A 13,632-nucleotide genomic window follows, 5' to 3' on the forward strand; every position below is an offset into this window, starting at 1 on the left:
CTGGCATCTAAAAGAAGATGAAATCAAATAACAGCAATACAGTCAATCTCAACTAACACATCTTTCGGCAAACGCGAAACCTCCACACAAGCGCGTGCCGGTGCAGTTTCCGCATCAAAATATTTCGCATAAACCGCATTTACAGCGGCAAAATCATTCATATCTTTGAGGAAAACCGTAGTTTTTACCACATCCAACCAAGTAGCGCCGGCTTCTGTGAGAATCGCTTCGAGATTTGCCATAACTTGTTCGGTTTGTTTTGCCACATCGTCGGTGTAGACAATATCGTTTAGTCTAATGTCGATCGCAATTTGACCAGCTACAAACAGCATAGTGCCCGTAGCGGCGATCGCTTGATTGTAAGGGCCCACGGGTGCCGGTGCTTTGTCAGTACGAATAATTTTGCGCGTCATAGATGTCATTTTTTGGGATAATTTTTCCGAAGTTTCAGGCTGGTAGATTTGTCCGTCAGAGGTTTCGGGGTGGTAGAGTTCTCCATCGGGCATTATAGCACCAGTGAAGTCGGCATTTTTGATGTCCCAACCATAGGTTTGAGCATCAGTCAAGTCTGCTTCCAGACAGTTGGCTCCTTCTAAACTTGCCATCATTAAATTTGCTTTTTGAAGACTCGCTCTTTCGAGATTTGTCCCTGCCAGACAGGCTTTTTTTAAGTTTGTCCCTGTGAAGTCGGCTGCCGTAAGATCAGCCTCAGCCAGATTAACGCCTGATAAGTTAAATGCAGACAGATTAACGCCTCGGAGTTTGGCTCTATGAAAGTTGGCATCTTGGAGGCTAGAACCTTCTAACTTTACTTGACTCAATTCTGCTCCTGTCAAGTTTGCCTTAGTCAATTTTGAATAGCTCAGATTTGCTCTACTTAAGTCTGCTTCCTTCAAGGAGGCTTTAGCTAACGATACAGAGTGTAATTGGGCATCACTCAGATTTGCATTGTCCAGCTTAGTATTACTCAAGTTGGCACTGCTGAGGCTTGCCTTACTCAAATCAGCACCACTGAGGTAAGCCCTACTGAAGTTTGCTCCATCCAGGTTTGCCTTAGTAAAAATTGCCTCACTCAACTCAGATCCAGACAAATTGGCTCCAGACAAATTTGCATTGTATAGGTTTATCCCACTCAGATCGGCACCTTTGAGGTCTATCCCACTTAACTTTGCGTTCTTAAAGTCGCGTTGTCCTGCTGCATATTTTTCTAAAAGTTCTTCAGCATCCATAAATCACCGATCGCCCTTCCGCTACACCCCACATTCCCAGCCTATCACCAAAACCGAAAGCGCGATCTAAATCCGCATCAATCCATTTTCATCTGCGGTCAATCAACTCCCTTTTTCAACCGCAGATAAACACAGATAAACGCCTATAAATTATATCAAATTCGTCCTTCCTCAGAATCATCGATCTCTCTGTTCTCTTTCTCTGCGTTCTCTGTGTCCTCTGCGGTTTAATCAATCCAATTTCATCTGCGGTTAACAAATTCCCATTTTTCAACCGCAGATAAAAGCAGATTTACACATTACACACCAACCGGAGCACCAACAACCTCACCCTTCAACATCCGAGAAGCAGCATCAAGCAATTGCTCCTCCAAATAAGGCTTAGTGAAATAGCCCTTCGCGCCCAAACTGTAAGCCATTTGGCGGTGTCTGTCAGCACCGCGAGAAGTTAGCATCGCGATCGGCAATTCACACAAAACCGCATCCTTCTGCATCCGAGAAAGTAGTTCCAAACCGTCCATTCTCGGCATCTCAATATCGCAGAAAACGATATCGCAAGGCAGACCAGATTTCATCTTTTCCCAAGCTTCCTTACCGTCGCGAGCTTCTTCCACACGATAGCCAGACTTCTCGAAAGTAATCGACAATAGCGATCGCACGGTAATCGAGTCATCCACAATCAGCACAGTCGGCTCAGTCTTCTCGATTTCTGCCTCGGCAGCAGCCCGATCGCCCTCATCCCAAAGCGTACCGCCAGTGTCCTTCCGCAGCCTTCCCGTAGCCAAATCGATCAGCTCCAGAACGTCCGCAATCGCCACGATCCGACCGTCACCGAGCACCGTGGCCCCAGCAATCCCGATCGGCTTCGGCACCGGCCCTTCCAACGGCTTGATCACAATTTCCTGTTCCGTCGAAACCTGATCCACCTGCACCGCCAAGAAATTGCCAGCAGAGCGCAGCACGATCACAGAAATCATGTCATCGTCAGTATTGAACCCGTAAACACTGCCCCGACCCAAATGGCGGCTGTAAGCCAGCAGATCCCGCAGCGGCCGGAACGGCAAGCTTTGACCCCGCCACTCAATGCAAGGCAAACCGTCCGCCCCCGTCGTCACCTGATCGCGAGGCACATCGATCATATCTTCGACCCCATCCATCGGGAAAGCAATGCGAGCGCGATCGCTAATGCAAGTCAGAGCCTTAGAAATACTCAACACCAGAGGTAAACGGATCGTAAACACAGTCCCCTTGCCGATGGTGGAATCGATCGACACAGTACCCCGAATTTCCTGCAAGGAAGTCTGCACCACATTCATACCGACCCCCCGGCCGGCGTACTCCGTCGCCTGTTCCTGAGTGCTGAAACCAGGCATAAACAGCAAATCGTAAACTTCCGAGCGAGACATCCTCTGAGCCTGAGCCGCCGTCAGCATACCCTGCTTAATCGCCTTCGCCTTCACCCTTTGCGGGTCAATTCCCGCCCCGTCGTCAGAAACCGAAACCACCGTTTGGTTCCCTTGGTGGAAAGCGCGAATGGTAATCCTGCCGACAGCAGGCTTCCCAGCCGCCAGACGCACCTCCGGCGGTTCGATCCCGTGAGTAATGGCATTGTTCACCAAATGAGTCATCGGGTCATAAAGCTGATCCACAATCATCTTGTCGATCAAAATATCCTTACCCTCAACCTGCAACTGAGCCTGCTTCCCGCACTTAATCGCAATTTCCCGCACCGCCCGGAACAGCCTGTCCGTCGTCTCCGCAAACGGCTTCATCCGGGCGCGAGTCAAACCTTCTTGCAGTTGAGTCGTAACTTGCCGCAGTTGGCGAGTCACCTGATCCGCCTCATCCACCAAAAACTCAATGTCCGCAGCCGACTCCCGCACCCGCACGATCAGCTCAATAATCTCTTGAGCCAAACTGTGGAAAGGAGTAAACCTGTCCATTTCCTCTGGTCTCCAGGCACTGTCCCTGGTGTGGGCCGAATCCTCAGAGCGCCATGCCGATCGGTGTCCCTGCCGGTTTGCCAGCAAAGCAATCTCCAAAAGACTCCGCTCGTAGAAATCCTGAGTCCGCTGGCTCACATCGCTCAGCAGCGTTACCTGGTGCAGCAAATTGTCCAAAAACTGCCGCATCCGTTCTTGGTCTTGCTCCAAACTGTTGCGGTTCACCACCAGTTCCCCCATCAAATTGCTGAGGTTGTCCAGTTGCTTGACCGGTACCCGCATCGTCTGGTCGCCGAACCCGCCCGCGCGCATATTGCGCCTGGGTCTGTTGATCGCTGACGGCCCCATATTGCCTTCCCCTTGGCGGCCGCTGTCCTTGGGATCTTCGAGCAGTTTTTCCAAATCGCCAAATTCGTCGTCGCTCTCATCTGCAGCAGTGCGCGGAGCTTTACTAGCAGTTGTCGCCGGTGCAGGAATTTCCGGCATAGTTGCGCTCTCGCTGAGGAGTTCTTCGAGATCAGAGAAAACTTCTGTATTTACCGGACTCTGATTTGTGCTTCCAGAAGCTGCTATGACAGCGACCGCACCCCCTGCAATTAACAGTGCTTCTAAATCGTCAAAATTGCCTTCGGCATCCTCATCGCCTGATTCGCCCTCGGCAAAAAAGTCTGCCAGCGACCCCTCCTCTAACTCCGAGGCATCGGCCTCGCCCGACTCGTCCTCAGCGTCCCAAAAACCCGTCGTCAGTTCCGAAGTCACCAGAACCTCAGCATCGATCGAATCCAACAAATCATCAAAACCCTCCAACTCTTCGTTGTTGAGAGTAGCCCCGGTTTCCATCGCCGAGAGCAAGTCAGCATCGCCCTCCAACATACCATCGAGAGATTCTGCAGGCAGCGGCTCTAAATCCGCACTCAAAAAATCCGTTTCCAGGGCATCAAACAAATCATCTTCGCCCTCAGACTCCCCGCCGGCATCTATTTCGGCTCGATCGAACAAATCCGCACCCGCCTCGTCGAACAAACCCTCGGCAGGTTGGGCAGACAACTCATTCACATCCACAGCAGCCCCGTCATCTGGCGCCGCTCCAGCATCGCCTGGGTGCACCATGCCTTCGCCAAACATATCCTCCAAGAAATCGAAAGCTGCGCCCTCATCAGATTCGACATTGGAAATTTCCGACTCAGGACGATCGTCGGACAAAGCCCCAAGTTCAACCTCTGGCGAATTTGTCAAGCCTTGGTCGGAAACAGGCGCACCATTATTCTCGAACAAACTCCCCAAGTCGCCCTCATCAACTCCTACATCGGCACTCAGCAATTCTGCATCCCCATCATTGAGCCAACCCCCACGGGCTTGCCCCGAAGCTTCTCCGTCATACTCGGTACCCGTAGGTACAGAACCGAACAGCTCAGTCAAATCTGCGGCTTCTCGGGAAGTAGCCGCTCCTTGTACAGTCTGTTCATCCTCAGAAATTGAACCCGAGGTCATATCCCCAAACAGCGCATCTAAATCTGTATCGTCCACTTCCAGGTTGAGCGATTGCACAGACTCGTCTTCCAGGCCGAAAGCATCTTCTAGCCAGTTTTCATCCGCAGAGATATCTAAATCAGAATTTGATGTCATGTTAAGAACGTTGCCCATTTCCTCATTTTGTGCGATGCCTGCAGCTTGATCTCGATCGCCCCCGTTCTCCCCACCTTCGTCTTCTGAAGAAAAGAAATTAGAAGTAATCCCCAACAGCTCGCTCAAATCCGAATCCTCGCCAAGCTCAGAGAGCAACTCGAAATCATCCATTTCAGACAGAGCAAGCGCTTCGGCATCCGCTGAATCATTGCCCCCCCCTGCTGCAGGCTCCTTCGATTCTCCGTCTAAAGCCTCAGACTTCAGGGAATACTCCGAAGAGACTGCCGGCCCACCTGTTGCCTCAGATAAACTTAAATCGCCGAACAAGTTATCGAAATCAGCATTGTCCGTAACACCAGCAGAAGTTTGGGCCGCCACTTCGTCCAAAAGCGTACCGAGAGCATCTTCGTCAGCTTGTCCCGTGACTGGGGCCACCGTGTCGTCTCGCCGCTCCAAACCGCCTCTACCGTTACCCGTTTTAACCTGTTTGCGAGTTAACCGCTGGCTCGAACCCGCATTTTTCTGAGCTGCAGCTACTGCCGAGCCCTCTGCCTCCTCTCCAAACAGCAAATCCTCCCCAAACAAACTCGTCAGGTCGTCAATCGGAGGCTTAGTGTTCGTTTCGGAACTTTCCGCATCGTATTCGTCAAACAACAAATCAGTAAAATCGCCGGAATTGTCGTCGTCTAAACCGAGCATTCCTGCCGCCGATATCCCAGAAGACTGTGCAGAGTCGAGGTCTTCTTCTTCTTCCCAAGCGCCGTCGAGATCCGGGGACTCCCCGTCAAACAAGTCAGCTAAAGTGTTGAGTTCTGCAGCGCCCACTTCCGGGCCGGTGCGGGTCGAGCCTCTAAAAGCACCCGTCTCCATATCCGAGTCTGCGAAGGCGGAATCCTCGTCGAACTGGGACGATCGAATGCCACTGTCATCGTTGCTGTCGCCACTGTCTAGTTGGTCGAACAGCTCGTCTATACTCAGCCCAGAAATAGTCGGCAGCAACTTGTTCAATCCATCCCCGGAATCGCCCGATCCCACCAGATCCCAGGCCTCATCCTCAACAGAAACCACGTTTTTCCCGGATGTACTCGGTTGAGCGAAGGCCAGCAAATCTTCAAAATCTGTTTCTGGAACCAGAACAGCCGGCTGCAGCGCCAGAAGTTTTGCGCTTGGTGCGATCGACGATTCTAGACCAGAAATTACCAGTTCTTGCGCTTGTTTGATGTCTTTGATCACCGTTGGGGCTAAGGTGCGGTAGCTATTTTCTGGATTGGCGATCGCCTTTGATACAGCTTGGATCAATTCTATCCAGCAGGGCAGTTCAAATTCTTCCCCCGCCCTGAGCAAGTTCCGACAAATGTTCTTGAGTTGCCGCCTGCTTTCGGGCCCTTCGGGCTGTTTGAACTCTTGCAGGAGTTCCCGCATCCTCGCCGGCACGTCCGAGTCAAATACTAGCTGCAGCGCGCTGTCTTCTGTTGCTCTGGCATCAGGTGCGTAAACTGACCGCGAATCTGGAAAACTCTTTGATGAGGCAAAGGCCCCGACGCCCACCCCCGCCATAACTGGTTCGGGTACTGACATCGCGTAGCTCTCGTCTGCATGGTGTTCTCCGTGTCCAACGAGTCCCCCCAAGTGCCCGTTGAGCTCTTCAAATACTGGTTCTAATTCTCGAACCATCTGTTCTCCCAATTCCTCTGTCAGTCCAAAAGGCCCCGACAGTTGCTCTAACAGCCCTTGCAATGTGTCAAAAATTCGCAGAAACAGGGACTCTAGCTGTTGGTCTACTTTAACGCTGCACTCTTTTAAAACTTTAAAACTATCTTCTAGTCGGTGAGCTGTTTGCTGAATGCTCGTCAGCCCCAGCATTGCTGCTCCTCCTTTGACAGAGTGAGCGGCCCTAAATACTTCGTTGACCAGTTCTGGGTCTTCGATCGTGGTTTGCAGATTCAGCAACCCTTGTTCGATCGTATTGAGGTGGTCTTTGGCCTCCTCAATAAAGTAGCCCATTATCCTCTGTTGTTGCTCCGGTAGCATAGTTTTATTCCTGATTTTAAGCGTTATTGTATTGGGTCTATGTTAGTAGTTCTAGAGAAGCTCTCTGTATATCTCGCCCCTTGCCAAGAGAATAATCTGACTGCGAGATATGGCAAATGTCCTGGCTATTTTTGCTTTCGATATGCCCTCACTTAAAAGATAGCGAATCTGCTGCACTTGTTCTGGTTTGAGTTTGCGGTTAGGACATATCTTGCCTGGAACGAAAGGAAAGCGGTTTTTTTCTATAGCATCGCGGGAGTTATCGGCGGGGGTTCCTTCCCACAAATGGTCGGGATTGATACAACCGCGATCGTCGCAACTGTGACACGCAAAATAACCGGGTTTAACAGGTCTTCCCAGTTTGTGTTCCAGTACAAGTCTGTGGGGATAGAAGCTTTGATTTTTCCCGTTAATCTTGATAGTTTTCACCGAGTAACCATCACTTCTTTTAGCCAACGTACAAATCATGCAGCCGTTCGGCTGTATTTCAGCGCGAATGCCTGGAATTATTTCTTGGCATCGCCGTTGTTTTTGAGGTTTCGGGGCTGATGTACTTCCTACATCTTTAATTCTTCCTTTCTTAAACCTGTCTTTAGAATTTTCCAGTCGAGAACCTTCCCATAAATGGTTTGGATTAATGCAATTCCGAACATCGCAAGTATGGCAAGCAAAGTATTCCGGTCTAATCGGACGACCTAAAATATTTTCTAACACTAAACGGTGGACATTAAAAGTTTTCCATTCACCGTTAATGCGAAGTCTCTTGTTTGCATAGCCACTACTAGATTTAGCGAGAGTAGAGATAATACAGCCCGTCGGCTGAACTTCACCAAAGATGCCCGGTATTACCTCTACTATGTTATCGTCCATCTGTGCAACTCCTACTTCCTTTAGGTGTTGAATTAGCATCCCCGCAGGGGTTTCAAGACTGCGAGGTTGCTTTTTCTATGCCATCATTGCCACACTAATGTGCTGGTAAATCAGCCGATAAAAAAGCAGTAGACAGTTAATTATTGTCTTTCTGCTGTTTCTACTCGGAATCTTTCCACCGATGTCAAAAGGTCGCGAGCAACGCCTACCAAGTTTTGCAAAGCACCCGAAACTCGCTGCGCTTCTTGTGACGTTTCCTGAGCGGTTAACTCCACGGCCTGCATCACACTGGCGACCGCGCGAGCTGTTTCGTTTTGCTCTACTGTGTCGGCAGTAATCGATCGCACTAACACGTCAATTCGGTTAGTTACTTGAATGATATCTTCAAGCGATCGCTTCGCCTGTTCTGCCAATTTTGTCCCCTCAATAACCTGCTGCGTCCCTTCTTCCATCGCCGTCATTACCGCGCCGGTTTCGCTTTGAATTTGCATCACGATCTGTTCGATTTCTTTCAAAGACTTCGCCGATCGATCTGCCAATTGTCGCACCTCGTCTGCCACGATCGCAAAACCCCTGCCCGCTTCCCCAGCTCTCGCCGCCTCAATACTGGCGTTGAGGGCCAACAAATTCGTCCTGGAGGCGATCGTCGCAATTAAAGCCACAATCTTAGAAATTTCTTGAGAAGCTTCCGCCAACCTCTTGACTTTTCTCGTAGTTTCTGCTACCGTTTCTCGAATTTCCAAAATCCCGGCCACCGTCCGCTCCACAGCCTCGCCCCCTTTCAGAGCCGTTGCCGCCGCGCCCCGGGCTACTTCTTCCGCCTCTCTAGCGCTCTCTGCGACCCGCTGAATCGCGTCGGTGAGGACTTGCACCGAATTCAGCGTTGCCGCCAGTTCCTCAGCTTGCCGCAGCGCGTCGGAAGACAAATCGCCCGCAAACTTAGCACTATCTGTAGCGCCTTTGCTGACCTCCCGAGCCGCCTGCTTCACCTGATGGACAATTTCGCGCAGATTTTGAATTGTCAAGTTAAACGAGTCAGCAACAGCACCCAAAACGTCTGCGGTCACTTCCGCAGTCACCGTCAAGTCACCCCGTGCCGCGCCTTCCACGTCGTCTAGCAAGCGAATCACTTGGCGCTGCAAGTCTTCTTTTGCCTGTTCCTGCTCGTCAGACTTGCGCCTGGTGTCGCTAATCGTGGTTTGGATGACCTTCGCCATGTGGTTGAATTTAGCAGCCATTTTACCAAATTCATCTTCCGAGTAAACCGTAGCGCGAGCATCCAAAGTTCCTTGAGATACGGCATCGAACTGAGCTTGCAAATTGTCCGACGACTTGCGTACCTGCTTGGCGATCAACTGGCCGATGCCCCAAGAAGTTAAAAAGCTGGTAAAGCCTGCGGCTGCGGTCATTACCCAGCCTGTTTGGCGCAGGTAAACGATCGCCTCCGGTTTGTCTTGCCGCAGAGCTTGATAGGAAGCAATGTTGGTGACGAAAGCCACAGCTACCAGAGAAACCAGTCCCGCCCCGATTGCCGTGTACAACTGTTTTGTAAACAAAGGGGCATTTTCCAAGAAAGCCAGTCCCCCCTGTTCTACTGTTACCGAAGTATCGAGCGCTTCTGTTTCGCTGGGAGAAAAAGTTGGCACCGACGTATCAGCCGGCCCGTTTATGCTAAATATCTCGTCATCCCGAATTGCTGAGCCATCGCTGTTGTCAAAGTCCAGGCTGCTGCCGGTCGTTCCCATCATGCCGCTGGTCGAGTGGCCGAAATTGGTGTTACCTCTAGTCAAGATCGAACTGGTGGCATCTTCTGAGATATCAAAGTCCGGCAAATTCCCCAAATCGTCAAATTCGTCAAATTCGTCTAAAAAGTCGCTGTGTTCTTGACCGTTCCCTGCTTTTGACGACCAGCCGCTGTTGTTCTTGTCGGACGCCCCGAAAGCTGTCGCTTGTTCGTTTTCGTCGAAAGAGAAAGAATCGCTAAAAGCGTCGTCTTCAAAAGCATCTAACTCGAAGTTGTCTCTAGAGCTAAATGCCGGGGGTTCCGAGTCGCTGTAACCGTTGCTGTTGGCGGAAGCTCGATCGACTGAATTAAATTGTCCCCGGCTCGACCTTTGACTTTGAGAGTTGGGGACAGCACCTCCCATCAACAGCGTTTCGTCTTCCGCCAGCGAATAGTTTGACGAGTAGTCCGACCCGTTATTCGGCTGTTTGTTTTGAGGTCGAGAAGACCCGAAACCCGACGAGGGCATCGCCTCGGCAAACGGGTCTTCCTCTTCGGCCCCAGGTGCGTTATGACCGTAATTTTGGCCGCTCTGGGGCGGGGATTGATAGTCGTAGTCGGAGTTATCGTCGAATTCGTCTGGCAAATCGAGCCCAGCAAAAGGTTCGCCAAAATTGTCCGAGGGCCCGATGGGGGAGTCTAGTTGGTTCGAGTCGAAGGAATTCCCGGTTTCTGAAGAGGCAAAACTTTGACCGTTGAGCATCTGAGTCGGAGCTTCTGAAAACGAATCTCCTGAGTAAGGTGCGCTTTTCCCAGAGACTTTGCTGCTAGACAAGTCAGCAGCATCAAACCCTCCATCATCTAAGGCAAAAGGGTCTCCAAAGTCCGAGTCGGCAAACTCGTCTATGTCTAGCGAGTCGGAGTTCTCAGCATAAGCTGCCATTCCGCCACTGTCGCCACCAAATGGGTTAGAATGTGAGGCTAAATCTGGGACTGAGCCTGCGCCATCGTCGTCTTCTGCTTCCCACCCCAAGCCACTCATTCCCAAGTCTGCCAAGTCCTCGTTTTCCATTTCGTCTGGGGATTGACTTGTATAGGAAAGGGATGGGGAATTTCCTTGGAAAAGTCCCAAATCCGGGTCTTCTAACCCTTCATCAAGAGATAAGTCTGGGTAGAATTCTAATTCAGTTTCAGCAGACAAAGCCTCGAAATTTTCCGTTTGCAGCTCTCCAGATAAAAATTGGTCTGTGTAGGTAATTCCGTTGTGAGCGTGTTCCACCAAACTCGGGTCATCACTCAGGCCTAGCACAACCGTGTACTGTTCCCGCGCCACCTCATACTGTTGCAGTCCGTAGCAATAAATGTGTCCGCACAGCAGGCGAGCGCTGGGGTCTTCGGGAAAATCTTCTACTAATTGATAAACTAGGGCTGCGGCTTCTGAATAATTGCCATCCATGTAGGCCGCTTCTGCCCGTTGGTAGTCCTGCTGAAAGTTGGTACTTGTTGCCATTTGCCGCCCTCTTTGGATTTTAGATTTTAGATTTGAGATTTTTGATTTTTATCTTGAATTGAATGTTTAGATGCGCGCCTCAAGTCGTGTGACTGTTGATGGTTAGACCTCAATCGAAAATCGCAAATCGCAAATCTAAAATCGATTTCACGCTGCCCACCGCGCCGAGCGCAGAATTTTCACTTGATCTAGCAGTCGGAGCACTTTCTGAGCTTGTGCACCTAACATCCATTCTCCCCTCAGAAATGGAATCATGCCGTCTGGTGCATTGTTCTGAGAGTGCAGTTGCTCTACGTCGAGCCAGTCCATCCCCACAATTCGATCGACTGCCAGCCCCAAAATCGTGTCTTGGTCTTCCACAGCCACGATCGGGATTTCGGGTCTATCTGTGTTCAGAGGTGTTTGGTCTCCCAGAAATTGGCCGAGGTCTGCCACCCAAATCACTCGTCCTCTCATATTTAGCGTACCTAAAAGCAAAGAGGAAACGTTGGGGATCGGTGTCATGCGGTCTGGGGAAGGGGATAGTACCTCTCTAATCCCTGTCGCCGGCAGTGCGAACTCGTTCCCCGAAGGAACGTAGAACCGCAGGTGCAGCTCGCCTTCGGGAGTTTCTAGTTCTTGGAATTCCGGAGCCGGATCGACGCCTAGTCCTGGTAATATAAAGTCTGGGCTACCGCTAATCATAATTCTGACACCTGCATTTCTAGCAAATTGTTGAGGTTTCCCGCCAAGAAGAACCCGATCGACACTTCGATGGTCGAAACTTGACACAGCCAAGCTTGACACAGCCAAGGGGTGAATGGGGCGACTGCCGGAGGTGCTTGGCAATAAATTTGCTCCGTCAATAATTGACTGCCATCAATAAATTCGCGCGACAATGCTTACAAATTAGCTCAAATCGACTACGAACAATTAATTTGAAACCCCTAAAGCTTCACTTTGTAATCCCACCGCCGTCTCCATTGGTAAAACTCTGGGTAATTTCTGCGATGAATGCTAAACCGATACTCGGATTAGCGATGAGTTGTTGACATGGCTGGTGTCGCGACAATCATGAACGGAGTCACTTAAGACGGAGAATTGGACTCTCTGACGTTGTACAGAAATACCTAGCAATAAGTAACTCTGTGCATCAGTTTTTCGGAGCGGCTGCAAGTGGAGAACAAGTATATTATATTTGCACTTTGAGCGTGTTAGACCCACTTGGGCCTAGAAATTGAACAGAGTTTTACCGACGCCCTTATGCCAGCGCGCGGATTAATACATTCTAGTTTATGGTGCGATCGCCAATAGTACCCCCAGCTTTCTCTTTGTGGCGGCCGAGACTTGATCTAACCGCAGGTACAAAAAAGCTCCCATCATGGCATCGGTGCGAAAGTTATTTTTCTTCTAATTGGTCTTCTAGCGAGCGGTCTAATAATCTTTCCGAGAGATTGAGCCGAGGGTAGCCCGGACCCACATATTTTTCTACCAGCATCAATAACTCGCTTTCACCAAAAGGTTTTGTGTAAAAGTCTGTAGCTCCAGCCATGCGGGCTTTAACACGGTCGATAAATCCGTCGATGCCCGTCAGCATCACGATCGGCGTCTGCCGGAAAGCGCTAGAACTACGCAGCATAGCGCAAATTTCGTAGCCGTCGAGTTCCGGCATGGCGATATCACACAGAATTAAATCGGGTTTGAGTGGAAACACCAAACTCAGGGCTTGGAGGGGATTGCCGATCGTAGTAGCTTCGTAACCGTGTTCATTTAAAATTGACTCGACTGTTTTGCGAATAGTATTGTCGTCGTCAATACAGACAACTCTGGGAACCTTGGTTTCTGGGGACGACCATTCTTTTTTGTTATTGGTGGGGGCCACAGAGGGTTCGTAAAATACTTGCACCAATCCCTGCTGCACAAATGGGTAAATCGCCTTAGCGACAGTGAGTACGTCTCGGTTGAGGTAGCGCGCCATTTGGCGGATCGAAGTGTGCCCGTCGGCCCAGCGTCTGAGAGTATTAAAGGTATTGACAGGCAGCGCGACTCGCAGCTCGGAGGGATCTGAAATCACCGGGCATTGGTTGGGCGACTGAATGTGAGGGTGAAACTGCTTCCACTGCTGCACCTGTTTGACAATCTTGGCCAGCAGCGAGCTAATTTCTAAGCTGGTCAGTTGAGGAGCCAAAGCTGGGCCCATTTCAAAAGTGAAGGAACCCTGGTGGAGACTGAGCAAGTCAAATAGGGTTTCGTGGATCATGCTCTGGATGATGTTGCGCCCTTGAGCTGGGGTGAGGATGTGGTTTTCTAGCAGGGCCCATAGGTAGCCGTATTCTGGGGCATTGGTAGATGCCATATAGGGAACTTGGATTTTGTCGAGGGCGGTATCTGCTTTGTACCGGCGCAGGTAGTCGCGCAAGCGAAACAAACTGCCCGCACTCTGGGTAGCATAAATAATCTGACCGTTGAAGCAGAAGACATACCAGGATTGTCCTGCAAGGGAGCGCAGGGTAGGTTGAGTACCCGTGCTGCTACCGGTGGAGGTGTAGGCCTCTACGAACAGTTCTCCCGTCCGCTGACCTAACTCAATCAATTGCAGGATGCTGCGGATGTCTATTTCACTCAAATTTCCCTGCATGCAGCTAAAGTATCCTCCTTAAAACCGTTGGCGTCTGAGCTCGGAAAGACTGTGTGCTGGCGAAAAGATTGACTTTAGTTTCC

The 13,632-nt window shown here is 50.5% G+C and carries 7 protein-coding genes; all 7 read right to left on the reverse strand.

Going from position 1 to position 13,632, the window contains the following annotated elements; all coding sequences use genetic code 11:
- Positions 1-23: 23 nt before the first annotated feature.
- Positions 24-1,229 carry a Rid family detoxifying hydrolase gene (locus QUA83_RS06065; protein ID WP_333292108.1) on the reverse strand — a complete coding sequence of 402 codons (1,206 nt, stop codon included), beginning with the start codon at positions 1,227-1,229 and terminating at the stop codon, positions 24-26.
- 299 nt (positions 1,230-1,528) lie between these two features.
- Positions 1,529-6,802 (reverse strand): response regulator, encoded by a 5,274-nt coding sequence (locus QUA83_RS06070; RefSeq protein ID WP_333292109.1) that lies wholly within the window; start codon positions 6,800-6,802, stop codon positions 1,529-1,531.
- A gap of 78 nt (positions 6,803-6,880) precedes the next feature.
- Entirely contained in the window at positions 6,881-7,699 is an 819-nt protein-coding gene (locus tag QUA83_RS06075; protein WP_333292110.1) for an HNH endonuclease, read from the reverse strand.
- Between the two features lie 140 nt (positions 7,700-7,839).
- On the reverse strand, positions 7,840-10,932 hold the full coding sequence (locus QUA83_RS06080; RefSeq protein ID WP_333292111.1) for a methyl-accepting chemotaxis protein: 3,093 nt from the start codon (positions 10,930-10,932) through the stop codon (positions 7,840-7,842).
- 147 nt (positions 10,933-11,079) lie between these two features.
- A complete protein-coding gene (locus tag QUA83_RS06085; RefSeq protein WP_190661936.1) occupies positions 11,080-11,613 on the reverse strand; it encodes a chemotaxis protein CheW in 534 nt (177 codons plus the stop codon).
- The gene (locus QUA83_RS06090) at positions 11,613-11,810 is read right to left on the reverse strand and encodes a hypothetical protein (protein ID WP_333292112.1); all 198 of its coding nucleotides are present in this window, start codon (positions 11,808-11,810) and stop codon (positions 11,613-11,615) included. The genes QUA83_RS06085 and QUA83_RS06090 overlap by 1 nt, the downstream gene beginning before the upstream one ends.
- A 500-nt stretch (positions 11,811-12,310) precedes the next feature.
- Complete coding sequence (locus tag QUA83_RS06095) at positions 12,311-13,549, reverse strand: response regulator (protein ID WP_333037496.1); 1,239 nt, start codon at positions 13,547-13,549, stop codon at positions 12,311-12,313.
- Positions 13,550-13,632 lie beyond the last annotated feature (83 nt).

The organism is Microcoleus sp. K1-B1 (genome assembly GCF_036704705.1).
GTDB lineage: Bacteria > Cyanobacteriota > Cyanobacteriia > Cyanobacteriales > Microcoleaceae > Microcoleus.